At 61.5% G+C, this 24,729-nt stretch carries 21 protein-coding genes; 15 read left to right on the top strand and 6 right to left on the bottom strand.

What is annotated here, in order from left to right:
• The first annotated feature begins 75 nt into the window (after positions 1-75).
• A complete protein-coding gene (gene carB, locus HJC04_RS21055; protein WP_221146990.1) occupies positions 76-3,564 on the top strand; it encodes a carbamoyl-phosphate synthase large subunit in 3,489 nt (1,162 codons plus the stop codon).
• Positions 3,565-3,619: 55 nt separating this feature from the next.
• Here carB and HJC04_RS21050 read toward each other — a convergent pair whose 3' ends face one another.
• Both HJC04_RS21050 and HJC04_RS21045 read right to left on the bottom strand, forming a co-directional pair.
• Complete coding sequence (locus HJC04_RS21050; RefSeq protein ID WP_221147001.1) at positions 3,620-5,074, bottom strand: UdgX family uracil-DNA binding protein; 1,455 nt, start codon at positions 5,072-5,074, stop codon at positions 3,620-3,622.
• Positions 5,074-6,306 (bottom strand): putative DNA modification/repair radical SAM protein, encoded by a 1,233-nt coding sequence (locus HJC04_RS21045; RefSeq protein WP_221147000.1) that lies wholly within the window; start codon positions 6,304-6,306, stop codon positions 5,074-5,076. The genes HJC04_RS21050 and HJC04_RS21045 overlap by 1 nt, the downstream gene beginning before the upstream one ends.
• Positions 6,307-6,571: 265 nt before the next feature.
• Between HJC04_RS21045 and greA the strand changes: the two genes are divergently transcribed.
• Together greA and HJC04_RS21035 are read left to right on the top strand one after the other, a co-directional pair.
• Entirely contained in the window at positions 6,572-7,048 is a 477-nt protein-coding gene (greA, locus tag HJC04_RS21040) for a transcription elongation factor GreA (RefSeq protein ID WP_004672775.1), read from the top strand.
• A gap of 27 nt (positions 7,049-7,075) precedes the next feature.
• A complete protein-coding gene (locus HJC04_RS21035; RefSeq protein WP_210630517.1) occupies positions 7,076-8,134 on the top strand; it encodes a glycosyltransferase family 4 protein in 1,059 nt (352 codons plus the stop codon).
• 220 nt (positions 8,135-8,354) lie between these two features.
• On the opposite strand, the gene HJC04_RS21030 is transcribed toward HJC04_RS21035, so the two are convergent.
• Complete coding sequence (locus HJC04_RS21030; RefSeq protein WP_210630516.1) at positions 8,355-9,689, bottom strand: dicarboxylate/amino acid:cation symporter; 1,335 nt, start codon at positions 9,687-9,689, stop codon at positions 8,355-8,357.
• A gap of 224 nt (positions 9,690-9,913) precedes the next feature.
• Here HJC04_RS21030 and HJC04_RS21025 point away from each other — a divergent pair, with 224 nt between their 5' ends.
• The gene (locus tag HJC04_RS21025; RefSeq protein WP_221146989.1) at positions 9,914-11,788 is read left to right on the top strand and encodes an ATP-binding protein; all 1,875 of its coding nucleotides are present in this window, start codon (positions 9,914-9,916) and stop codon (positions 11,786-11,788) included.
• A 2-nt stretch (positions 11,789-11,790) separates the two neighbouring features.
• Positions 11,791-13,137 (top strand): sigma-54 dependent transcriptional regulator, encoded by a 1,347-nt coding sequence (locus HJC04_RS21020; RefSeq protein ID WP_221146988.1) that lies wholly within the window; start codon positions 11,791-11,793, stop codon positions 13,135-13,137.
• Between the two features lie 108 nt (positions 13,138-13,245).
• Here HJC04_RS21020 and HJC04_RS21015 read toward each other — a convergent pair whose 3' ends face one another.
• Positions 13,246-13,713, bottom strand: coding sequence for an Lrp/AsnC family transcriptional regulator (locus HJC04_RS21015; protein ID WP_064695956.1), 468 nt, complete (start codon positions 13,711-13,713; stop codon positions 13,246-13,248).
• 231 nt (positions 13,714-13,944) lie between these two features.
• Between HJC04_RS21015 and trxB the strand changes: the two genes are divergently transcribed.
• The 6 genes from trxB to HJC04_RS20985 all read left to right on the top strand — a co-directional run bounded on the left by trxB (position 13,945) and on the right by HJC04_RS20985 (position 19,876).
• On the top strand, positions 13,945-14,919 hold the full coding sequence (gene trxB / locus HJC04_RS21010; RefSeq protein ID WP_210630513.1) for a thioredoxin-disulfide reductase: 975 nt from the start codon (positions 13,945-13,947) through the stop codon (positions 14,917-14,919).
• Positions 14,920-14,941: 22 nt separating this feature from the next.
• On the top strand, positions 14,942-15,838 hold the full coding sequence (locus HJC04_RS21005) for a LysR family transcriptional regulator VtlR (RefSeq protein ID WP_085778879.1): 897 nt from the start codon (positions 14,942-14,944) through the stop codon (positions 15,836-15,838).
• A 553-nt stretch (positions 15,839-16,391) separates the two neighbouring features.
• Complete coding sequence (locus HJC04_RS21000) at positions 16,392-16,685, top strand: helix-turn-helix transcriptional regulator (protein WP_210630512.1); 294 nt, start codon at positions 16,392-16,394, stop codon at positions 16,683-16,685.
• Position 16,686: 1 nt separating this feature from the next.
• Positions 16,687-17,853 (top strand): MFS transporter, encoded by a 1,167-nt coding sequence (locus HJC04_RS20995; RefSeq protein WP_221146987.1) that lies wholly within the window; start codon positions 16,687-16,689, stop codon positions 17,851-17,853.
• A 25-nt stretch (positions 17,854-17,878) separates the two neighbouring features.
• Entirely contained in the window at positions 17,879-19,003 is a 1,125-nt protein-coding gene (locus tag HJC04_RS20990) for an alkene reductase (RefSeq protein ID WP_221146986.1), read from the top strand.
• A gap of 72 nt (positions 19,004-19,075) precedes the next feature.
• The gene (locus HJC04_RS20985) at positions 19,076-19,876 is read left to right on the top strand and encodes an aminoglycoside phosphotransferase family protein (protein ID WP_210631586.1); all 801 of its coding nucleotides are present in this window, start codon (positions 19,076-19,078) and stop codon (positions 19,874-19,876) included.
• 60 nt (positions 19,877-19,936) lie between these two features.
• Here the strand turns inward: HJC04_RS20985 and HJC04_RS20980 are convergent, their stop codons facing one another.
• Positions 19,937-20,959 (bottom strand): LacI family DNA-binding transcriptional regulator, encoded by a 1,023-nt coding sequence (locus HJC04_RS20980; protein ID WP_210630509.1) that lies wholly within the window; start codon positions 20,957-20,959, stop codon positions 19,937-19,939.
• A gap of 27 nt (positions 20,960-20,986) precedes the next feature.
• Positions 20,987-21,175, bottom strand: coding sequence for a hypothetical protein (locus HJC04_RS20975; protein ID WP_221146985.1), 189 nt, complete (start codon positions 21,173-21,175; stop codon positions 20,987-20,989).
• Between the two features lie 47 nt (positions 21,176-21,222).
• Here HJC04_RS20975 and HJC04_RS20970 point away from each other — a divergent pair, with 47 nt between their 5' ends.
• The 4 genes from HJC04_RS20970 (at position 21,223) to HJC04_RS20955 (ending at position 24,727) form a co-directional block, all read left to right on the top strand.
• On the top strand, positions 21,223-22,557 hold the full coding sequence (locus tag HJC04_RS20970; RefSeq protein WP_221146984.1) for an ABC transporter substrate-binding protein: 1,335 nt from the start codon (positions 21,223-21,225) through the stop codon (positions 22,555-22,557).
• Between the two features lie 102 nt (positions 22,558-22,659).
• A complete protein-coding gene (locus HJC04_RS20965) occupies positions 22,660-23,607 on the top strand; it encodes a carbohydrate ABC transporter permease (RefSeq protein WP_210630507.1) in 948 nt (315 codons plus the stop codon).
• The gene (locus HJC04_RS20960) at positions 23,604-24,542 is read left to right on the top strand and encodes a carbohydrate ABC transporter permease (RefSeq protein ID WP_210630506.1); all 939 of its coding nucleotides are present in this window, start codon (positions 23,604-23,606) and stop codon (positions 24,540-24,542) included. The genes HJC04_RS20965 and HJC04_RS20960 overlap by 4 nt, the downstream gene beginning before the upstream one ends.
• On the top strand, positions 24,539-24,727 hold the full coding sequence (locus HJC04_RS20955) for a hypothetical protein (RefSeq protein ID WP_097610864.1): 189 nt from the start codon (positions 24,539-24,541) through the stop codon (positions 24,725-24,727). Before HJC04_RS20960 ends, HJC04_RS20955 begins: the two co-directional genes overlap by 4 nt.
• Positions 24,728-24,729: the final 2 nt, after the last annotated feature.

Here is a 24,729-nt window from a genome sequence, read left to right as displayed (position 1 = left end):
ACCCAGCATGCGCAACCGACCCGGTGATCTCCACCCTGGCCGGCTTTCTGCGCAGCCAGACAACGGATATCGCCCATGCCGAAGCGCCAAGACATCAAATCGATCCTCATCATCGGCGCGGGACCGATCGTCATTGGCCAGGCTTGCGAATTCGACTATTCCGGCACCCAGGCCTGCAAGGCGCTGAAGGAGGAAGGCTACCGCGTCATCCTCGTCAATTCCAACCCTGCGACGATCATGACCGATCCGGGTCTCGCCGACGCCACTTACGTCGAGCCGATCACCCCCGAAGTTGTTGCCAAGATCATCGCCAAGGAGCGCCCGGACGCACTGCTGCCGACCATGGGCGGCCAGACGGCACTGAACACCGCTCTCTCCCTGAAACGCATGGGCGTGCTCGACCGCTACAATGTCGAGATGATCGGCGCCAAGCCCGCCGCCATCGACATGGCCGAGGACCGCGCGCTGTTCCGCGAAGCCATGGCCCGCATCGGCCTGGAAACGCCGCGCTCGATGCTGGCAAACGCCACCGACATCAAGGATCTCGACCGCAAGACGCACGAGGCCGAGCGCAGCAAACTGCGCGAAAGCCTTTCCGGCCCCGACCTCGACAAGGCGCTGGACGAGCTGGAAAACCAGTGGAACCTCGGCGAGAGCGACCGCAAGCAGCGCTACCTGAACCACGCCATGGCGATCGCCGCCCAGGCGCTCGACCATGTCGGCCTGCCGGCCATCATCCGCCCCTCCTTCACCCTCGGCGGCACCGGCGGCGGCATTGCCTACAACCGCTCGGAATTCTTCGAGATCGTCGGCGGCGGCCTCGATGCTTCGCCGACCACCGAGGTGCTGATCGAAGAATCGGTGCTCGGCTGGAAGGAGTTTGAGATGGAAGTCGTCCGCGACACGGCGGACAACTGCATCATCATCTGCTCGATCGAGAATATCGATCCGATGGGCGTCCACACAGGCGATTCCATCACTGTCGCCCCGGCGCTGACGCTGACCGACAAGGAATACCAGATCATGCGCAACGCCTCGATCGCGGTGCTGCGCGAGATCGGCGTCGAGACCGGCGGCTCGAACGTCCAGTTCGCCGTTAATCCGAAAGATGGCCGCCTCGTCGTCATCGAAATGAACCCGCGCGTCTCGCGCTCCTCGGCACTCGCTTCCAAGGCCACCGGCTTCCCGATCGCCAAGGTCGCCGCCAAGCTCGCTATCGGCTACACGCTCGACGAGTTGGAAAACGACATCACCGGCGGCGCGACGCCGGCCTCCTTCGAGCCGTCGATCGATTATGTCGTCACCAAGATCCCGCGTTTCGCCTTCGAGAAATTCCCCGGCGCCTCGCCTGTTCTGACCACGGCCATGAAGTCGGTCGGCGAAGTCATGGCGATCGGCCGCACCTTTGCCGAATCGCTGCAGAAGGCGCTGCGTGGCCTCGAGACCGGCCTGACCGGCCTCGACGAAATCGAGATTCCCGACTTCGAGGAAGGCGAGTCCAGCCAGAACGCCATCCGCGCCGCCATCGGCACGCCGACGCCGGACCGCCTGCGCATGGTCGCCCAGGCGCTGCGCCAGGGCCTTACCATCGAAGAGGTGCATGAAGGCTGCAAGATCGACCCCTGGTTCATCGCCGAGCTCAAGAACATCGTCGACATGGAAGCCCGCATCCGCGAGCACGGCCTGCCCAATGATGCTGCCAACCTCCGCATGCTGAAGGCCATGGGCTTCTCCGACGCGCGCCTGGCGACGCTGACCGGCAAGCGCCCGAAGGAAGTCGCGGAACTGCGCAACGGCCTGAACGTCCGTCCGGTTTTCAAGCGCATCGACACCTGTGCGGCCGAATTCGCTTCGCCGACCGCCTATATGTATTCGACCTACGAGACGCCCTTCGTCGGCGCCGCCCGCTCGGAAGCTTTGGTGTCCGACCGCAAGAAGGTCGTCATCCTCGGCGGCGGCCCGAACCGAATAGGTCAGGGCATCGAGTTCGACTATTGCTGCTGCCATGCCGCCTTCGCGCTGAAGGATGCCGGTTATGAAGCGATCATGATCAACTGCAACCCGGAAACCGTGTCGACCGACTACGACACGTCGGACCGCCTCTATTTCGAGCCGCTGACGGCCGAAGACGTGATCGAAATCCTGCGCGCCGAGCAGGAGAAGGGGCAAGTCGTCGGCGTCATCGTCCAGTTCGGCGGCCAGACGCCGCTGAAGCTTGCCGAGGCGCTCGAAAAGAAAGGCATTCCGATCCTCGGCACCGCGCCTGATATGATCGACCTCGCCGAAGACCGCGACCGCTTCCAGAAGCTTCTGATGAAGCTCGACCTCAACCAGCCGAACAACGGCATCGCCTATTCGGTCGAGCAGGCCCGCCTCGTCGCCGCCGAAATCGGCTTCCCGCTTGTCGTTCGCCCGTCCTACGTACTCGGCGGCCGCGCCATGCAGATCCTGCATTCGGAGGGCCAGCTGCAGACCTACCTGCTGGACACGGTTCCGGAACTGGTGCCGGAGGACATCAAGCAGCGTTATCCCAACGACAAGACCGGCCAGATCAATACCCTGCTCGGCAAGAACCCGCTGCTCTTCGACAGCTACCTGACCCATGCGATCGAAGTCGACGTCGACTGCCTCTCCGACGGCACCGACGTCTATGTCGCCGGCATCATGGAGCACATCGAGGAAGCCGGCATCCATTCCGGCGACTCGGCCTGTTCGCTGCCGCCGCGCTCGTTGCCGGTCGAACTGCTCGACGAGCTGGAGCGCCAGGCGAAAGCCATGGCCAAGGCGCTCAATGTCGGCGGCCTGATGAACGTCCAGTTCGCCATCAAGGACGGCATCGTCTACGTGCTCGAGGTCAATCCGCGCGCTTCCCGCACCGTGCCCTTCGTCGCCAAGACCATCGGCGCGCCGATCGCCAAGATCGCCGCCCGTGTCATGGCCGGCGAGAAACTTGACGCCACCTTCGCCGCCTACGGGCCGAAGCCCGATCCGCGTAAGCTCACGCACATCGCCGTCAAGGAAGCCGTCTTCCCCTTCGCCCGCTTCCCCGGCGTCGACACGCTGCTCGGCCCGGAGATGCGCTCGACCGGCGAAGTGATCGGCCTCGACACCGATTTTGCACTGGCCTTCGCCAAGTCGCAGCTCGGCGCGGGCGTCGAACTGCCGCGTGACGGAACGGTTTTCGTCTCCGTGCGCGACGAGGACAAGCCGCGCGTGCTGCCGGCGATCCGCATCCTCGTCGAAGAAGGCTTCAAGGTGCTGGCAACTGGCGGCACCGCCCGCTTCCTCGGCGAAAACGGCATCACCGCCACCAAGATCAACAAGGTTCTGGAAGGCCGTCCGCATATCGAGGACGCCATCCGCAACCGCCAAGTCCAACTCGTCATCAACACCACCGACGGCAACAAGGCGATCTCGGACTCCAAGTCGCTGCGCCGTGCGACGCTGATGCAGAAGGTGCCCTATTACACGACGATGGCCGGCGCCGAAGCCGCCGCCCAGGCGATCAAGGCGCTGAAGGCCGGCAATCTCGAAGTGCGGCCGCTGCAAAGTTACTTCGCTTGAGACAGGGCAGCGCCACCGCTCGACGGGCAGTGGCGCGAACTCCACCGGAATCAATTTATCCGGCTGAGACCATAAGCCGCTGAACCTTCAGCATATCCACGCGAAACCGGGCCAGCTCCTCCGCCTTCAGTCGCTCGTCCGGAATGCGCAGCAGATAGGACGGATGCACCGTCACGAAGAGCGTGCGCCCTCCTTCGATCGCCATCGCCCTTCCCCTGACATCCTGCAGGCGCTCTTTGACATCGGTCAGCGCCGCAAGCGCCGTCGCCCCCAATGCGACAATCAGTTTCGGCTTGAGGAGCGCCATCTCGCGATCGAGCCACCAGCGGCAATGCTTCACCTCATTCATATTCGGCTTCTGATGGATGCGACGCTTGCCCCGCGGCTCGTATTTGAAATGCTTGACGGCATTGGTGACGTAGAGCCTCGAGCGGTCGATGCCCGCCTCCGATATCACCTGATCGAGAAGCCTGCCGGCGGGACCGACGAAGGGACGCCCGGAAATATCCTCCTGGTCGCCCGGCTGCTCGCCGACGAACATCACCTGCGCATCGCGCGGCCCCTCTCCGAATACCGTCCGCGTCGCATTTGCATGAAGCGGGCAGCGTGTGCAGACAGCGGCCTCCGCGCGCAGTGCTTCCAGCGTGCCCGCAGGAGCCGCTGGTTCTGCGGGGAGATTGCGCGCGGCCCGCTGCAAGCGGTCGTGAAACGGCAGCGACTGCGTCGCCTCCCGCGCCGCCATCTCCCGCACCTTGCTTTCGGCCGATGCAATCAAGCCAGGAATGAGGTCGGCCTCCGGCAGGTTCTTCCAGTATTTCTTCGGCATCTCCGCCTGCATCGCCTTCACCTTCAACCGCGCGGGGTTGAAGATGCTGGCATAGTAGGTTCGCCAGAGTTCGTCCGTGGCATCGGTGAGATTAGGCCTTTCGCATGGCTCGTCGGCAATCGTCAGCCGCTCGCCGTTCCAGGCCGCCGAGCCCTTGGGCGTGGCGATCAGCCAGTCCATGTCGCTGAAACGGCGCTGGAAAAAGGGAGCCGTGCGCCTGACGACATGATGGTCCGGCTCGAACCAGGCGAGGAATTTCCGACGACCTGCCGATACCGCGCCGACTTCCTTGAAACGGACGAAGGCCGTCATCTTGTGCGCGTCGCGCCGAATGTTCTTCGCCATCAGCCTGGCCCGCACAACATCCTCGTCGGAGGTCACCTCCAGCAGTTGCCGATCCAGCTGCAGCCTCCAGAGGAGACGGTACAGCAGAGAAAATCGCGCCGGATCGGAATGGCAGAGGACGGTCTCAGCAAGCTCGATGAAAGCGGGCGGCACCGTCATCGGCTTACGCGTTGTCGCAGGCGCTGGCGGCATGGCGTCCCGTTGAAACGACAGATCGGCCTCGGCGCTTTTTTCGCGCCAGTCGATCTCCTCGGGCAAGATGCCGGCTGCCGCCAAAACGCGTGCGGCATCGCGCCATTCGCCAAGATCTCCACGTCCTGCAAGCACGACCCGGCGCATCACAGCAAGGACAATTGTTCATGCTGCGGCTGGAACACGGCGCGCAGGTCCGGGCGGTCGACCAGCCGTCGCGGCGACCAGCCTTCCGCGGAGATGAAGGATTGGACTTTCTTGATCGAAACTCCGAGTCGGGAGAGATCATCAAGCCGCAGGCGACGAAAACGGCGCGCAGAGACGATCGCTTTCACGGTTTTGGTGCCGAGGCCCGGCACACGCAGCAACCGCTCGCGCTCGGCCTTGTTGATGTCGACGGGAAATTCGCCCCGGTTGGCAAGCGCCCAGGCAAGCTTCGGATCGAGATTGAGATCGAGCATGCCGTCCGCCTGGTTCGCAGTAATCTCCTCGATGCCGAAACCGTAGAACCGATAGAGCCAGTCGGCCTGGTAAAGCCGATGCTCGCGCATCAGCGGCGGCTTGATCAGCGGCAGGTTTTTCGAGGAGTCCGGGATGGGGCTGAAGGCGGAGTAATAGACGCGCCTCAGGCCATAGCTGCTGTAGAGCCGGCCGCTGCTCGCCAGAATAGTCGCGTCATTGGCCCCATCCGCCCCGACGATCATCTGCGTGCTCTGGCCGGCTGGCACGAAACGCTGGCGTTTCCCGGTCTTAAGCGTCGGTTCATCGGCAGCCTCGATCTTCGACCTGATATCCGCCATCGATCGTCTGATATTGACGGGCTTCTTTTCCGGCGCGAAACGGGAAATCCCGCTGTCGGTCGGCAGCTCGATATTGAGCGACAGCCGATCGGCATGAAGCCCCGCCTCCTCGATCAGATGCGGCGACGCCTCGGGGATCGCTTTCAGATGGATATAGCCGCGGAAATTATGCGTCACCCGCAGCTCGCGGACGATGCGGACCATCTCCTCCATCGTGTAATCGGAAGAGCGAATGATGCCGGAGGAAAGGAAGAGGCCTTCGATATAGTTGCGTCGGTAGAATTCGAGCGTCAGCCAGACGACTTCCTCCGTCGTGAAGCGTGCGCGCTCGACATTGCTGGAGGAGCGATTGACGCAATAGGCACAGTCGTAGATGCAGAAATTGGTGAGCAGGATCTTCAGAAGCGAAATGCACCGTCCATCCGGAGCATAGGCATGGCAGATGCCGGATCCCTCGGTCGAACCCAGTCCGCCGCTTGCGCTCGAATCGCGTTTCACCGTGCCGCTGGAGGCACAGGAAGCATCGTATTTTGCGGCATCGGAAAGGATGGCCAAACGTTCGGTTAGCGACTTCTTCATTAGTATGTTCACTATATGTTCCATGGCGCAAAGTCAATCCCGGCGCGGCTGCCGCTCCCCCGTTTGGCACGCATCACCCGACGTACCAGCGGGTATCCGTTTCATTTATGCGAATTTTCTGGAAATCAGCCGTGGCGATCTGCTATAAGCATGCAACTATGATTGTGGCACGGTTCCGAAGTTCCTCTTCGGGACCTGTTTTCTTTTGTGTGTGCCTGACTGTGCTGACGCAAGACGGCGGCCGCAAGGAGTGAAGGACAGAAAAATGGTTGATAAGGTACCGATGACACAGGGTGGTTTCGTCAAGCTGCAGGAAGAGCTGCGCTGGCGTCAGCAGGAGGAGCGCCCCCGAATCATCGAGGCGATCGCCGAAGCCCGTGCTCATGGCGACCTTTCCGAAAATGCCGAATACCATGCCGCCAAGGAAGCCCAGAGCCACAATGAGGGCCGCATCACCGAGCTGGAAGACCTGACGGCCCGCGCCGAGGTCATCGACCTCACGAAAATGTCCGGCGACAAGATCAAGTTCGGCGCCAAGGTGAAGCTCGTTGACGAGGACACCGAGGAAGAAAAGACCTACCAGATCGTTGGCGACCAGGAAGCCGACGTCAAGGCCGGCCGCATCTCCATCTCCTCCCCGATCGCCCGTGCGCTGATCGGCAAGGAAGTCGGCGATTCCATCGAGGTCAATGCGCCGGGCGGCTCCAAGGCCTACGAAATCCTACAGGTTTCCTGGGGCTGATCGCCCGTCAGACACGAGACCCATTCCTTGCCGGATATTCGTGACGTCGAGATCATCGCGCCCAACTTCAAGCGCCGGCTCTCCGGCGTCACGTCGACCATCGTTCAGCTCATCCCATGCCAGATCTGGCTTGGGATGCGCATAGCGACGCTCGGCCCCGGCCTGCCGGAGGGCTTGGCCAAACTGAGATGGGCGCAGCTTTTCGGGCTGTGGCGTCCGCCGGCCAGGCGACGTCACCGCGTCTGGCACGCCCGCCGCAACAATGAGATGGCCGTCGGCATCCTGCTTCGCCATGTCCTGCGCATGCCGCTGAAGCTGCTCTTCACTTCGGCGGCGCAACGCCGTCACACCGCCTATACGAAATGGCTGATCCGCCGCATGGACGCGGTGATCGCGACCAGTGACCGCTCAGGCTCCTTCCTCGAAGTGCCTCACACTGTCATCCAGCACGGCGTCGACCTTTCTCTCTTTCACCCACCGGAAACCGCCGACGACGGCATAACCGCGACCGGCCTGCCCGGCCGCTATCTCGTCGGCTGCTTCGGCCGCGTGCGCCATCAGAAAGGCACCGATCTATTCGTTAAGGCGATGATCGAGCTCTTGCCGCAGCATCCGGAATGGACAGCCGTCGTCTCCGGCCGCGTGACGGCCGAGCACACCGCCTTCGCCGAAAAGCTCAAGGCCGATGTCGCCGCCGCCGGGCTCACCGACCGCATCCTGTTTCTCGGCGAAGTGCCTGATATCAAGGTCTGGTATCGCCGCCTGACGCTCTACGTCGCCCCTTCCCGCAACGAGGGTTTCGGCTTGACGCCGCTCGAAGCCATGGCCTCGCGGACGGCCGTAGTGGCATCGGATGCGGGCGCCTATGCCGAACTCATTGCCGAGGGCGAGACCGGTTCGGTCGTGGCTGCAGGCGATGGCGAAGCGCTGACGCGGGCAATCGCCCCCTATATCGCAGATCCGGCGCTGGCGATCGTGCATGGCGAGAATGCATTGCGTCATGTCCGGGCGAATTTCGCGCTGGAGAAGGAAGCAAAAGCGATTGGCGCTGTTTACGATCGCCTTCTCGGCGACAACAGTGGTTAAAGCCGAAACGGGAAACTGCCTGCTGAAAAAGCCGGCCAACTTCTCCGTCGTCATGCTCAGGCTTCCCGAGCATCTGCCTCCGTTTGATAGGGCAGCAGATCCTTCGGCACAACAAGGCCGAGGATGACGTCGACTAGAGAACGAGAGTTATCAACGAGCGAACGGCCCATCGGATGACGGGCCGCTGCAAATATCCGAGAATGGCGAACAGGTCGGCCTGTTATTCCGCCGGCTGAAGTCCGGCAGCCGGAGCGCCCTGTTCTGCCTGGCCGCCCAGCGCTCTGGCGAGCTGCGCCGTATCCAGCTCGTTTTCCCAACGGGCAACGACGATCGTCGCGACCGCATTGCCGACGAGGTTGGTCAGCGCCCGGCACTCCGACATGAAGCGATCGATGCCGAGGATGAGCGCCATGCCGGCGACCGGCACGGAGGGCACGACGGAGAGCGTCGCGGCAAGGGTGATGAAGCCGGCGCCGGTGATGCCGGCAGCACCCTTGGAGCTCAGCATCGCTACCAGCAGCAGCAGGATCTGGTCACCCCAGGAGAGATTGATGCCGGTTGCCTGGGCAATGAAGAGGGCTGCCAGTGTCATGTAGATATTGGTGCCGTCGAGGTTGAAGGAATAGCCGGTGGGGATGACGAGGCCGACGACCGAGCGCTTGCAGCCGGCCTTTTCCATCTTGTTCATCAGTCCCGGAAGTGCGGCTTCGGAAGACGAGGTGCCGAGAACCAGCAGCAATTCTTCCTTGATGTAGCGCAGCAGCGCCAGGATCGAGAAGCCGTTATAGCGGGCGACGGCGCCGAGCACGACAAGAACGAAGAGCAGCGAGGTGAGGTAGAAGGTGCCGATCAGCATGGCGAGGTTGGCGATCGATCCGACGCCGTACTTGCCGATCGTGAAGGCCATGGCGCCGAAGGCGCCGATCGGGGCGGCCTTCATCAGGATGGCAACGAGCTTGAAGACGGGGGCCGTCAGGGCGTTGAGGAAATTGACGACCTGCTCGCCCTTTTCGCCAACCATGGCGAGCGCGATGCCGAAGAGCACCGAGAAGAACAGCACCTGCAGAATATCGCCATCGGCAAAGGCGCCGACGATCGTCGACGGGATGATATTCGTCAGGAAGCCGACGATGCTCTGCTCATGCGCCTTATCGGCAAAGGTGGCGACGGCCTTCGGGTCGAGGGATGCCGGATCGATGTTCATGCCGGCGCCGGGCTGGACGACGTTGGCGACGATCATGCCGATGACGAGCGCCAGCGTCGAGAAGGTCAGGAAGTAGAGCATCGCCTTGCCAGCGACGCGGCCGACCTTCTTCAGGTCGCTCATGCCGGCAATGCCGGTGGCCACCGTCAGGAAGATGACCGGCGCGATCACCATCTTGACGAGCTTGATGAAGGCATCGCCGAGCGGCTTCAGCTGGGTGCCGAGGTCGGGATAGAAATGACCGAGAATGATACCCGCAGCGATAGCGGCGAGAACCTGGACGTAGAGATGGGAATAAAAGGGCTTCCTGCCCTTGCTGTCTGCGACTGTATCGAGTGGTGCTGCGATCATGATTTCCTCCTAAAGGCTCGTCCGGAACGAACTCCGGCCTCCCGAGCCGTTCGCTTCAATCCAACAGCTCAGCCGTTGTTGCCATCTCTTTCGCAAGCGCCGTGCCAGTTTCGCGCCACCTTTCTAGAGCCTTGTATTTCCAGCATAAAATCTTTCTGTAGGCCGATGGCTCGTTCAGGAGATGCGAAAAGCCACACAAATCTATTTGCGTCTCGTGCGGAAAAATGCACAAATCCCCCATGTCCTTGTCAGTCTCGCAAAGGCCTTGGCCCGCCTTGCCCTTGCAGCACCGCATCCGCCGGATGTGGTGGGCCTATGCAGTGCTCGCCCTCTCGGCCATCGTCGCAAGCCTCTGGGTCAGCGGCGAGATCGGCCGGCGCCGGGCGGAGGCTGCCCTGGAGGAACAGGCCCGCAACGATGCGAGGATGAACGTGGCGCTGCTGCGCACCGTCCTCGAAAAATACCGGGCGCTGCCCTTCGTGCTGTCGCAAGATGCCGCGCTCGCCGCCGCCCTGGCTGGACGCGACGCCGGCACTTTCGAGCAGTTGAACCGGAAGCTTGAGACACTGGCCGCCGGCACGAAGGCCGCCGTCATCTATGTCATCGACAAGAACGGAATCGCGGTTTCAGCCAGCAACTGGCGCGAACCGACGAGCTTCGTCGGCAACGACTATCGTTTCCGCGAGTATTTTCAGGGCGCTGTCGCTCGAGGGCAGGCAGAGCATTTCGCGCTCGGCACCGTCAGCAAGCAGCCCGGCCTTTATATTTCCGAGCGGATATCAGGCGATGACGGTCTCCTGGGCGTCGTCGTCGTCAAGGTCGAATTCGACGATATCGAGACGGATTGGAATGGCTCGGGCGCCCCGTCCTACGTCATCGACGATCGTGGCATTGTCCTCATCACCAGCATTCCCTCCTGGCGGTTCATGACGATCGGCCGTATCGCCGAGGATCGGCTGACGGCGATCCGCGAGAGCCTTCAATTCGGCGACGCGCCGCTTCAGCCGCTGCCGCTCGATATCATCAGTCACCTAGGCGACAGGCTTGATGTCGTCGAGATCGTCACGCCCGGCGGCGCGGGAAAAACCAGCTTTCTCGATGTGGGGATGCCGATCCCTGCGACCGGCTGGCATCTGCAGCATCTTGTTGCATTGGGGCCGTCCATCGATGCCGCGGTCCGCGAAACGCGCATGCTGGCGCTGCTCTTGCTTTTGCCGCTGCTGGCGGGCGCAGCCTTCCTCTTGCGCCGCCGCCAGACGACCACCCTTCGAATTTTCAGGGAGCAGCAGGCGCGTGAAGAACTGGAACGGCGCGTGGCCGAACGGACGCTTGATCTCAGCCAGGCGCGGGATCGGCTGCAGGCCGAGATCGCCGGTCACCGCAGCACCGAGCAGAAGCTGCAGGCCGTGCAGCAGGATCTGGTGCAGGCCAACCGGCTGGCAATCCTGGGCCAAGTGGCCGCCGGCGTCGCCCACGAGATCAACCAGCCGGTGGCGACCATCCGCGCCTATGCGGACAATGCCCGCACCTTCCTCGACCGCGGCCAGACGGCGCCCGCCGGTGAAAATCTTCAGAACATCGCCGCTCTGACGGAGCGCATCGGCTCGATCACCGAGGAGCTGAAGAGCTTCGCCCGCAAGGGCCGCGGCAGCGCCGAGCCGACAGGCCTGAAGGACGTCATCGAGGGCGCGGTGATGCTGCTGCGTAGCCGATTTGCCGGACGCATGGATACGCTCGACATCGAGCTGCCGCCGGCCGAACTGCAGGTCATGGGCAGTAGGATCCGTCTCGAGCAGGTGCTGATCAACCTGCTTCAGAATGCGCTGGAGGCCGTGGCCCCGAAAGCCGACGAGGCGCGCGTCGAGGTCAGGACATCGAATGACCAGGAGATCGTGACGCTGACGGTCGCCGACAACGGCCCCGGCATTTCGCCCGATATCCGCAAGGGCCTGTTCACGCCCTTCAACACCTCGAAGGAAAAAGGTCTCGGCCTGGGCCTCGTTATCTCCAAGGATATCGTCGGCGATTACGGCGGCCGGATGGAGGTGGAGAGCGATGGCAGCGGGACAAGGTTCATCATTCATCTGAGGAGGGCCTGATCATGGCCACACCGATGCCCGTTGCGCTGATCGACGACGACAGGGATCTGCGCCGTGCCACCGCCCAGACCCTCGAACTCGCCGGCTTCTCCGTCTCGGCCTATGACGGCGCGAAAGCCGCCCTGGAGGAACTAACGGTCGATTTTGCCGGCCCCGTCGTCACCGATATCCGCATGCCCGAGATCGACGGGCTGCAGCTGTTCGCCACGCTGAAGGGCATGGACGGCGACCTGCCGGTGATATTGATGACCGGCCACGGCGATATTCCGATGGCCGTTCAGGCCATCCAGGACGGCGCCTATGATTTCATCGCCAAACCCTTCGCTGCCGATCGGCTCGTGCACAGCGTACGCCGCGCAGGCGAGAAGCGGCAGCTTGTTCTGGAAAACCGCGCGCTGCGCCGGGCCGCCGAAGACGCGCAGGAGACTTTGCCACTGATCGGCCAGACGCCTGCCATGGAAAACCTGAGGAAAATTCTGCGCCACATCGCCGATACCGATGTCGACGTGCTGGTCGCCGGCGAAACCGGCAGCGGCAAGGAAGTCGTCGCCCAGATCCTGCATCAGTGGAGCCACCGCCGGAAGGGCAATTTCGTGGCGCTGAACTGCGGGGCACTCCCCGAAACCGTCATCGAAAGCGAACTGTTCGGCCACGAGGCCGGCGCCTTTACCGGCGCGCAGAAGCGCCGTATGGGCCGCATCGAGCATGCAAGCGGCGGCACGCTTTTCCTCGACGAGATCGAAAGCATGCCTGTCGCCACGCAGGTCAAGATGCTGCGCGTGCTTGAAATGCGCGAGATCACCCCGCTCGGCACCAACGAGGTGCGCCCGGTCGATCTGCGCGTCGTCGCGGCCGCCAAGATCGACCTTGGCGACCCCGAGGTGCGCGGCGATTTTCGTGAGGACCTCTATTACCGGCTGAATGTCGTGACGATTTCGATTCCGCCGCTGAGGGAACGCCGCGACGATATTCCGCTGCTGTTTTCCCACTTTACCGCCCGCGCCGCCGAGCGCTTCCGCCGCGATGTGCCGCCGCTTTCGGAGGCGGTTCGCCACCGCCTTGCCACCCATTCATGGCCAGGCAACGTCCGCGAACTCTCCCACTATGCCGAACGCGTGGTGTTGGGCCTCGAAGGCAGCGCAGACCCATCCTCTCCCCCGCAGCCGACCGGCGGCACGCTGCCCGAGCGGCTGGAGCGCTACGAGGCGGAAATCATCCGCGACGCACTCGCCAGCAACAACGGCGACGTGCGCCGCACCATCGAGGCGCTCGGCATTCCGAGAAAGACCTTTTACGACAAGCTGCAGCGCCACGGCATCCACCGGGGCGGCTACGCCTCGCGCAAATAGCCATGTCGCGCAAAAGTGTGCAGCGGTTTTGCGGCAACGACATGGGTAAAAGCAAAACCTAAAGCGCAACGAGCGAATCTGAAAGATCGCGACGCGCTTTAGGTTGTTTCAGACTTCGACCAATCCGAGCTTCTTTACCTGCCGGATCGTCAGCATGGTGCGCACGGTGTCGACATGCTCGTTCGCCGTCAGAATCTCTATGACGAAATCCTGGAAATGGGTGAGATTCTCCGCCACGCAATGCAACAGGAAATCGCTGTCGCCCGAGACCATCCAGGCCTGACGCACCAGCGGCCATTCGGTGGTGGCGGCGGCAAACGCCTTGAGATTGCCTTCCGACTGGTGTTTGAGCCCGACCATGCAGAAAGCGACCAGATCGAAGCCGAGCTTCGGGCTGTTCAGCATGGCGTGATAGCCTTCGATGATCCCGGCTTCCTCGAGTTTGCGGACCCGGCGCAGGCAGGGCGGCGCCGAGATGCCAACGCGATCGGCGAGTTCGACATTGGTCATGCGGCCATCGGCCTGCAGCTCCCGCAGGATCTTTATGTCGATGACGTCGAGTTCCGTGCGACCCACATCGCGGCCTTTCTTTAATTCGTAGCGGCGAGCTTCTATATAAAGCGGCGAAATACGCAAGAAAGTTTCAAGCCGATGACGGAATCTTGCACAACAGCGTGATTTGCCTTGTTGGTAATGCAAGGCTGCCCTTGAATAATAGCATTGGACGTTCATAAATGGCGCATGGACCGCGAAACGGCCGCAATCGCCTTTTAGCCGCCGCCCTCCTGCCAGTCGAAAGGAAATGACATGCCCGCCCGCCATACGAAGGTGCTCATCATCGGTTCCGGACCCGCCGGCTATACCGCCGCGGTCTATGCCGCGCGCGCCATGCTGAAACCGGTCCTGATCGCCGGTCTCGAACAGGGCGGCCAGTTGATGATCACCACCGATGTCGAGAATTATCCGGGCTTTGCCGATCCGATCCAGGGCCCCTGGCTGATGGACCAGATGCTGCAGCAGGCAAAACATGTCGGCGCCGAGATCGTCAACGACCTCGTAACCGAAGTCGACCTGAACCAGCGTCCCTTCGTCGCCCGCACCGACAGCGGCCAGGTCTGGACCGCTGATACGCTGATCATCGCCACCGGCGCCAAGGCGAAGTGGCTGGGCATCGAAAGCGAGCAGCATTTCCAGGGCTTCGGCGTTTCCGCCTGCGCTACCTGCGACGGTTTCTTCTATCGCAACAAGGACGTCATCGTGGTCGGTGGCGGCAACAGCGCCGTCGAAGAAGCGCTCTATCTCTCCAATATCGCGAAGTCGGTCACATTGGTGCACCGCCGCGACTCCTTCCGCGCCGAGAAGATCCTGCAGGAGCGCCTGTTCGCCAAGGAAAACGTCAAGGTGCTGTGGAACACCGAGGTCGCCGAAATCACCGGTACCCCGGCCAAGCCGCCGATGCCGCAATCGGTGACTGGTGCGCGTCTGCGCGACGTCAGAACCGGTGCGATTACCGAAATGCCGATCGACGGCGTCTTCGTCGCCATCGGCCATGCCCCGGCAACCGAGCTTTTCAAGGGCAAGCTGAAGCTGAAGGACAATGGCTACCTCTGGACCGCGCCGGATTCGACCGCGACCAGCCTGGAGGGGGTCTATGCCGCCGGCGACGTGACCGACGATACGTTCCGCCAGGCAATCACCGCCGCCGGCTTGGGGTGCATGGCAGCGCTCGAAGCCGAGCGATATCTGACGGGCCACATGCCTATCGCCGTGGCTGCGGAGTAAGACCGGCATGAGGGGTGGGGGAATGCCATTGGATTGGGACAAGCTGCGTATCTTTCACGCAGCTGCCGAGGCGGGTTCGTTCACGCATGCGGCGGACAAACTGCATCTGTCCCAATCCGCCATCAGCCGCCAGGTCAGCGCGCTGGAGCAGGATGTCGGTACCAAGCTGTTTCACCGCCACGCGCGCGGCCTGATCCTGACGGAACAGGGCGAGTTGCTCTACCGCACCGCTCATGACGTGCTGCTGAAGCTCGAAACTGTGAAGATGCAGCTCACCGAGACGACCGAGACACCGTCCGGCAAGCTGCGTGTCACAACGACGGTCGGCCTCGGCCAGGGTTGGCTCACCGACAAGATCCAGGAATTCCTGCAGCTTTATCCCGACGTTCAGATCCAGCTGATCCTCGACAACGAGGAAGTGGATGTGAACATGCGCCATGCCGACTGCGCGATCCGGCTGCGCCAGCCGCAGCAATCCGACCTCATCCAGCGCAAGCTCTTCACCGTGCACATGCACGTCTATGCGGCCCCCTCCTATATCAATCGCCATGGCGAACCACAGAAGATCGAGGATCTCGACAATCACCGCATCATCACCTTCGGCGAGCCGGCGCCGAGCTACCTGCTCGACGTCAACTGGCTCGAAGTCGCCGGCCGCTCCTCCGACAACAAGCGCATCCCGCATCTGCAGATCAACAGCCAGACCTCGATCAAGCGCGCCTGCCTGCTCGGAATCGGCGTCGCCTGCCTGCCGGACTATATCGTCGGCCGCGACCCTGGCCTGATTCAGCTGCCGATCAATGCCGACGTGCCGTCTTTCGACACCTATTTTTGCTATCCCGACGAGATCAAGAATGCCGCCAAGCTGAAGGCTTTCCGCGATTTCATCGTCAGCAAAGCGAGAAACTGGAACTTTTGAGCCAGTTTTATGGAATAATTTCCATACTATGCATTGCGTGCATGACTGGCATGCACAAATGAGGGTTGCCGTTTGCCCATTAAACCACCATATCGCACATAGCTGATGCACATGGTGGCTTTTCCTCCCAGTTCCACCGCATTAGCTGTTCCCCTCTGGAGGTTTTTGAACCTTCACAATTATAAGGGCCCTGGTTTTCCAGCGGCCCTCTTTTTTTGCCTTGCCGCTTCGAGAAATGCCGCGCCGCAAAAAAATTGTGCGGCGCATAGCAGGCATGCACAAAAAAGCATTGAAACCTGCCTAAGGAAGCACCATATCCAATCCAGCTGATGCATTTCGTGGTTTCTCTCCCAGTTCCACCGCATTAGCTGTTCCCCTCTGGAGGTTATTGACCTTCACAATTCAAAGGGCCCTGGTTTTCCGGTGGCCCTCTTTTTTTGCCCAAAATTTGCCCAATCAACAAAAGCTGCCGCCTCACGTCTCCGTGATTTGCATATCGGCATCCCACGATCAATATATCGTTCAAACACGATTTATAGTTCGGTAAGCGACGATGGACAAAGACGAGATCATCAAGGCTCTCGCCCACCCTACCCGGATGGACATTCTGAGCTGGCTGAAGAATCCCGCGGAACATTTCCCCACGCAGGAGCATCCCTTTGAAATGGGCGTCTGCGCCAGCCAGTTCGAGCGTTGCGGCCTATCTCAATCCACCGTCTCGGCTCATCTCGGAACCCTGCAGCGCGCCGGCCTCGTCACCACGAAACGTGTCGGCCAGTGGATCTTCTACAAGCGCAATGAAGAAACGATCGCTGCTTTCCTCAAGCAGCTGACACGGGATCTCTAGAATGCCCCTCGCCCTTCTCGTCCTCGCCTTGAGCTCCTTTGCGATAGGCACGACCGAATTCGTCATCATGGGTCTGCTGCCGGAAGTCGCCGCCGATCTCTCGGTGACCATCCCGCAAGCCGGACGGCTGGTGACGGGTTATGCGCTCGCGGTCGCGATCGGCGCACCCGTCATGGCAATTTCGACAGCGAAGCTGAAGCGCCGCATCGCCCTGATTGCGCTGATGGCCTTCTTCATCGCCGGCAACCTGCTTTGCGCTCTGGCGACCGATTATTGGGTGCTGATGATCGCTCGCATCGTGACCGCGCTCTGCCACGGCGCCTTCTTCGGCATCGGCTCGGTCGTCGCCGCCGGCCTGGTCGCCGAAGACCGCAAGGCCCGCGCCGTCGCGCTGATGTTCACCGGCCTGACCCTTGCCAACGTCCTCGGCGTGCCGCTCGGCACCGCGATCGGCCAGGCCTATGGCTGGCGCGCCACGTTCGGCGTCGTCACCGTCATCGGCACCGTCACCATTCTTGGCCTGATCGCCATCCTGCCGAAGGACAAGAAGCAGCAAACCGGCAGCATCCTGCGCGAGATTGCGGCACTCAGGAATGGCGGCCTTTGGCTGGCGCTTTCCACCACCGTCTTCTTCGCTGCCTCGATGTTCGCCCTCTTCACCTATATCGCGCCGCTCCTGCGTGACGTCACCGGCGTTTCGCCTGAGGGCGTCACCTGGACGCTGTTCCTGATCGGCCTCGGGCTGACTGTCGGCAATCTCATCGGCGGCAAGCTTGCCGATTGGCGGCTCGGCGTCACACTTGCCGGCGTCTTCGCCGCCATCGCCGTCACTTCGATCGCCTTCAGCTATACGAGCCGTTTCTTCATCCCGGCTGAAATCACCCTCTTTCTCTGGGCGACCGCAAGCTTTGCCGCCGTGCCGGCGCTGCAGGTCGGCGTCGTCGGTTTCGGCAAGGATGCGCCGAACCTCGTCTCGACGATCAATATCGGCGCCTTCAACACCGGCAATGCGCTCGGCGCCTGGGCGGGCGGCCTGGTCATCGATGCCGGCTTTGATCTCACCCGCGTTCCGCTCGCCGCAGCCCTGATGGCCCTGATCGGCCTGGGTGCGACGGCGCTCACCTATCTCTCCGCCAAGGGCCGAGCTGCGCTTGCCCTCGCAGAGTGATCCTCCCGCAAAAGAAAGGACCATCATGGCCAAGCTTTTCGAACCCACCAAGGTTGGCGATATCGCCGTCAAGAACCGCATCGTCATGGCGCCGCTCACCCGCAACCGTTCGCCGGGCGCGATCCCCAACGACCTCAATGTCGAATATTACCGCCAGCGCGCCACGGCGGGCCTGATCATCACCGAAGCGACCGCGATCACCCATCAGGGCCAGGGTTATGCCGACGTGCCCGGTCTCTACAGCAAGGAAGCGCTCGACGGCTGGAAGCGCGTGACCGACGCCGTCCACACCGCCGGCGGCAGGATCGTCGTCCAGATGTGGCATGTCGGCCGCATCTCGCACACGACGCTGCAGCCGGACGGCGGCAAGCCGGTTTCCTCGACCAATCGCGTCGCCAAGGCAAAGACCTATCTGGTCAACGCCGACGGAAGCGGCAGCTTTGCCGATACCTCCGAGCCCCGCGCGCTCGAAACCTCCGAAATCCCCGGCATCGTCGAGGATTACCGCAAGGCAGCCCGCGCCGCGATCGATGCCGGCTTCGACGGTGTCGAGATCCATGGCGCCAATGGTTATCTGCTCGATCAGTTCATCCGCGATGGCGTCAACGATCGCACCGACCAATATGGCGGCTCGATCGAGAACCGCGCTCGCCTGACCTTCGAAGTCGTCAATGCTGTCGTCAGGGAAGTCGGCGCAGGCCGCACCGCAATCCGCATCTCGCCGGTGACGCCGTCGGGCGAAAGTTATGATTCCAATCCGCAGGCGACCTTCACCCATGTCGTCGAAGGGCTGGCGAAATACGGCCTCGCCTATATCCACGTCATCGAAGGCCAGACCGGCGGCGAGCGCGACTACAAGCAAGGCGACAACCCCTCCTTCGATTACAAGGCGCTGCGCCAGGCCTATGAAACCGCCGGCGGCAAGGCCAGCTGGATGGTCAACAACGGCTATGACCGCGATCTCGCGATCGATGCCGCCGAAAGCGGCCGCGCCGATCTCGTCGCTTTCGGCAAGCCCTTCATTGCCAATCCCGATCTCGTCGAACGGCTGGCAAAGAACCTGCCGCTCAACACGCCCGACCAGTCGACCTTCTACGGTGGCGCCGCCAAAGGCTACCTCGACTATCCCACCCTCGAAAAGGTCGCGTGAGACTTCTTCTACGCATCAAGAAATCCCATCGAGAGGTGGGATTTCTGCGTTGAGTATCCCTATATGGGACGCATGTTTGCTTCCCATCTCGATCGCTGGTCCCTCATATCGGACGGCGAGCCCATCATCACCCATTCGAGCCGCCTGCTGCCGGTCCTCTGGCAGGAGAGGCCCGCCATGTTGAAAGTCGCGACCGATATCGACGAACGATACGGCGCCCTGTTGATGCAATGGTGGGACGGCGACGGCGCTGCGCATGTCTATGCCCACGAAGACGACGCCGTATTGCTGGAAAGGGCAACCGGGAAACGCTCGCTGCTTGCCATGGCGATGAACGGAGAAGACGACGAAGCGAGCCGCATTCTCTGCCGCACCGCAGCCCGGCTGCATGCTCCGCGCGAAAGACCGCTCCCCGATCCCATTCCCCTCACCCTCTGGTTCCGCGAACTCGAGCCAGCCGCCGCCAAATATGGCGGCACGCTTGCCGATTGCTCGGCGGTCGCCAACGTCCTCCTTGCCGATCAGCGCGATCTCTCCGTCCTCCATGGCGACATCCACCACGGCAACATTCTCGATTTCGAGGAGCGCGGCTGGCTGGCGATCGATCCGAAACGGCTCCGCGGCGAGCGCGGTTTCGATTTCGCCAATATCTTCGCCAACGAGGAATTGCCCACCATTACCGACCCCGCCCGTTTCCGCCGCCAGCTCGACATCGTCTCGGCAGAAGCCCGGCTGGAGCCGAAGCGGCTGCTGCAATGGATCGCCGCCTATTCGGGCCTTTCCGCCGCCTGGTTCCTTGGCGACCCCAATATCGAGCAGGCGGAGACGGCGTTGACGGTCGCGCGGATCGCGCTTTCCGAGCTTCGGGCCTAGAGCATGTCGCAGCACAATGAGGTTCGCGCCTCAACTGGCGCTGGGTCGCGGATTGATTCCTCAGAGATTTTCCTTGAGAAGGACCTCGATCCTTATTCTCTCCTGTTCCGCCAGCGGCTCGCGGGCGTCCGAGCGAGCCCGCATGATACGGATTGCGCTGCGCACCGCATGACCAGGGTCCTGTGCGATGACGGCGTCGATGCGGTCGTCGCGCAAGGCTTCCTCGCTGAACGGCGTACGCTCATGGACGACCACTGCGAGGTTGACGAGATCGACTTTCCCAGCGGTTGCCGAAAGAGGAATGCGCGCCTCGGAACTCAGAACATAAACGGCAATAATGTCCTTGTTGTTATCGAGCACACGCCCGATGATCTCGTTCGCGCGCCGCTCATCGGCATGCGTCTCTATCGAAGGAAGAGACCTAAGGAACGGGAATCGCTCATTAATTATGGTGTCGAAACCGTGCCGGCGCTGAATGCTGTCAAGCGATTGCATCGTCTCGGCCACCACCATCACCTTGCCCGGCGTCCGGCAGGCAAATGTGCCGATCAGCTTTCCGGCGGTCGCCCCGGCCGCGAAATTGTCCACGCCGACGAAATCGGCCGCGGGAAGCTTTTCCTGGCCGGACAGAAACTGCACGACCTTGATGTTTCGTTCGAGCAGCCGCGCCACGGCATCGCGCACCTGGGGCGATTCCGGCGCCATCAGCGCCACTCCGTCGAGTTCTTCCTCACCTATTCCAGCAAGATACTTCGCCACCCCATGCGCGTCGTCGGTGGAAATTTGAACATAATCGATATCGGTAAGATCGCCCTTCAGGGCTTGCCCCAACTCCTCCACCCGTCGCAAAAGCTCGCGAAGATAAAGATCGCCAGACTTGGGCAGGACAAACCTGAACCGATAGCTCTTGTTGCGCGCCAGGCTCACAGCCGCCGGGTTGCGGATAAAGCCAATCCGTTCAATGGCTTCGTGAACGCTGCGAACCGCTTTTTTGCTCACGTTCGGGCGATCGTTCAATACGCGATCAACGGTCGCGAGGCTGACGCCGGCGGCTTCCGCAAGGTCTTTTGCTGTTGGCCGCATAAGGGCTCCTGATGCGATTTGGACCGTTCACGTTTCCCTCAAAAAAATGAAAATTGCAAGAATTGAAGTGCGCACCTCAAAATTTGCTTGCGCTGAGGTGCGCACCTCAGTTATAAATAATTTACGACGGGCTCTTCGGGCCAGACCGGAAAGGGCAGTCGATAACGCGGCCACAGCGCGCTCCAGCATATGCGCCCTTGCCGCAATGCTTTTCATTCACCCTCGCGATGGAGGTCGGGAGGTTCAACGGGAGGATCGCAGTTATGAAGTCTCTTTTGATGAGCTCGGCACTCGCTGCCGGGATGTATATCGTCGCGTCTGCCGGTACGGCTTCGCATGCCCAAGCCGCAGACCTCACCCTGTGCTGGGCGGCATGGGATCCTGCCAATGCGCTCGTCGAGCTCAGCAAGGATTTCGAGGCGAAGAGCGGCAACAAGATGCACTACGAATTCGTGCCGTGGCCGAATTTTGCAGATCGCATGCTCAACGAACTGAATTCCGGCGGCAAACTCTGCGACCTGCTGATCGGCGACAGCCAGTGGATCGGCGGCGCGGCCGAGAACAAGCAGTACGTCAAGCTCAACGATTTCTTCGACAAGGAAGGAATCAAGATGGACGATTTCATCCCGGCTACCGTCGTCGGATATGCCGAATGGCCGAAGAACTCGCCCAACTACTGGGCAATGCCGGCCTTCGGCGACGTGGTCGGCTGGACCTATCGCAAGGACTGGTTCTCACGTCCCGAATTGCAGGCCGAGTTCAAGAAGAAATACGGCCGTGATCTCGCCGTTCCGAAGAACTGGGACGAATTGGTCGATATTGCCCAGTTCTTTCAGGGGCGCGAAATCGACGGCAAGAAGGTCTACGGCGCGGCGATCTATACGGAACGGGGCTCCGAAGGCATCACCATGGGCGCCATGAATGCGCTCTACAGCTACGGCTTCGAATATCAGAACCCGAAAAAGCCCTACGATCTCGAAGGTTTCGTCAACTCGCCCGATGCAGTCGCCGGGCTTGAAGAATACAAGAAGCTCTACGATTGCTGCACGCCGCCCGGCCATTCCGACGCCTACATGACCCAGGACGTCGACGCCTATAAATCCGGCCAGGTCGCATTGCAGATGAACTTCACCTTCACCTGGCCGGGGATCAACGCCGATGGCAATGTCGGCGGCGACAAGTCTGGCTACTTCCCCAATCCGGCCGGCCCGAAGGGTGTGCAGTTTGCCCAGCTCGGCGGCCAGGGCATTTCGGTCGTCGCCGCTTCCGACAAACAAACGGAAGCGCTCGACTACATCAAGTGGTTCGGTCAGCCTGAAATCCAGCAGAAATGGTGGAAGCTCGGCGGCTACTCCGCGCTTCGGGCAGTCGTGGAAGATCCGGGCTTCGCCTCCAGCCAGCCCTACTCCAAGCCGTTCCTCGATTCGATGGCGATCGTGAAGGACTTCTGGGCCGAACCTGCCTACGCCTCTCTCCTCCAGGCATCGCAGAAGCGCTTCCACGACTATGTGGTCGCAAACCAGGGCAGCGCTAAAGTCGCGCTCGACGGCCTCGTGAAGGATTGGACGGGCGTCTTCGAGGACGACGGAAAATACTGACGCTGACAGCCGCTTTCTCCCAGCAGTGAGCGTCGCGCAGGGCCGGCCATGTGGACCGAGCCGGCCCTGCATACCACCATCTTTCATGCCAAGGAGATGAACATGCTCCATTCCCCGATCGATCGGGTCGCCAGCGCGACTCCGCCTGCAATCGCGGCCCGGGTCAAAGGCCTGTCCGATCGCGCAATAGCCTGGCTCTTCGTAACACCGTCGATCGTGTTGCTGCTCGCCATCAACATCTTTCCACTGATCTGGACGATCAGGCTGAGTTTCACCAACTTCAGGGTGAACCGGCCCAACGCGCCGATCGAGTTCGTCGGCTTGCGCAACTACATCAACATCCTGACGGATAGCGATATCTGGCAGAGCATGCAGGCCACCGCTCATTTCCTGATCTGGACCATCGTGCTGCAGGTGCTGATCGGCTTTTCGCTTGCCTATCTGATCAACAAGAAGTTCCGCGGCAACGACCTATGGACGACGATCATCGTGCTTCCGATGATGCTGAGCCCCGCCGTCGTCGGCAACTTCTGGACCTTTCTCTACCAGCCGCAAATCGGCCTGTTCAACTACGTGGTCGGCTTCCTCACAGGGAACGATCCTTCCAGCTTCTCGATGATCGCCAACACGTCGCTGGCACCTTGGGCCATCGTCATCGTCGACACCTGGATGTGGACGCCCTTCGTGATGCTGATCTGTCTTGCAGGACTGCGCTCCATTCCAGACAGCATTTACGAGGCGGCCGAATGCGACCGCGCGAGCAAATGGCGTCAGTTCTGGACCATCACCATCCCGATGGTGCTGCCGTTCCTGATGCTGGCCGTCCTCTTCCGCGGCATCGAGAATTTCAAGATGTTCGACCTCGTGGTTCAGCTGACCGGCGGCGGTCCGGGATCGATCACCGAACTGACCTCGATCAATTTGAAGCGCGCCGCTTTCGAGCAATGGCGAACCGGCTACGCATCCGCCTACGCCGTCATTCTTTTCGTCACCGTCTTCGGCCTTGCGTCGATCTACGTCAAAGCTCTGAACAAGGTGAAACAACGATGAGCTATTCCGTAACCGAACCATCCGGGCGTCAGAAGTGGGTTGCCGGTATTCTGGTCGTCTTCTACGCCGTCGTCACCCTCCTTCCGCTGCTGTGGATCATCGGGACCGGTTTCAAATCACCTGAGGACGCGATCGCCTATCCGCCCAAAATGGTGTTCCAGCCGACGGTCGAGGGATATGTGAACCTCTTCACGACCCGCACCCGCGTGCCTGAGGATCAACTCAAGGCACTGGGCGAACCGACGACCTGGTACGATAAACTGGTCCGCAAGGAGGGCGTCGTCATTACCGGTGCTTCGCGCTTTGCCGAGCGGTTCTATAATTCCGTCATCATCGGATTTGGCTCGACCGTCCTGTGCATCACGCTCGGCACGGCGGCTGCCTATGCCTTTTCGCGGTTCAAGGTGCCGTTGAAGGACGATCTTCTCTTCTTCATTCTGTCGACGCGCATGATGCCGCCGATCGCCGTCGCCATCCCGATCTTCCTGATGTTCCGATCGCTGGGTCTCAGCGACACGCATGCCGGCATGATCCTGCTCTATACCGCGGTAAACCTGTCCCTCTCGGTCTGGCTGCTGAAGGGTTTCATCGACGAAATCCCGATCGAATACGAAGAGGCGGCACTGATCGACGGCTATACGCGCTTCCAGGCCTTCTACAAAGTCGTGCTGCCCCAGGCCGTCACCGGCATCGCATCGACGGCGATCTTCTGCCTGATCTTCGCATGGAACGAATATGCCTTTGCCGTCCTCCTCACATCGGGCAACGCGCAAACGGCGCCGCCGTTCATCCCGACGATCATCGGCGTCAGCGGCCAGGACTGGCCCGCCGTCGCCGCCGGCGCCACCATCTTCCTGGTGCCGGTCATGGTCTTCACGATCCTGCTTCGCAAACATCTCCTGCGCGGCATTACCTTCGGAGCGGTCCGCAAATGACGACCTTTCTCAATCGCCTGTTCCGCCTGCGCCGCGATGCATGGGAAATGGTGGCGTCGATCCTGATCGCGCTTGGCGTCGTGATGCTGATGCAGCCCCTGTCGCTGTCGCTCTACTCCTACTCTTTCATCGTGACGCTTGTGGGAACAGTGATGTTCGTCGTCGTCAGCCATTTCCCGGAGTGAAG

The sequence above is a fragment of the Rhizobium sp. NLR8a genome, assembly GCF_019685235.1.
In the GTDB taxonomy this organism is placed as follows: Bacteria; Pseudomonadota; Alphaproteobacteria; order Rhizobiales; family Rhizobiaceae; genus Rhizobium.
Note: the sequence above shows the minus strand (reverse complement) of the source record. Positions and strands in the feature narration are given on the sequence as shown.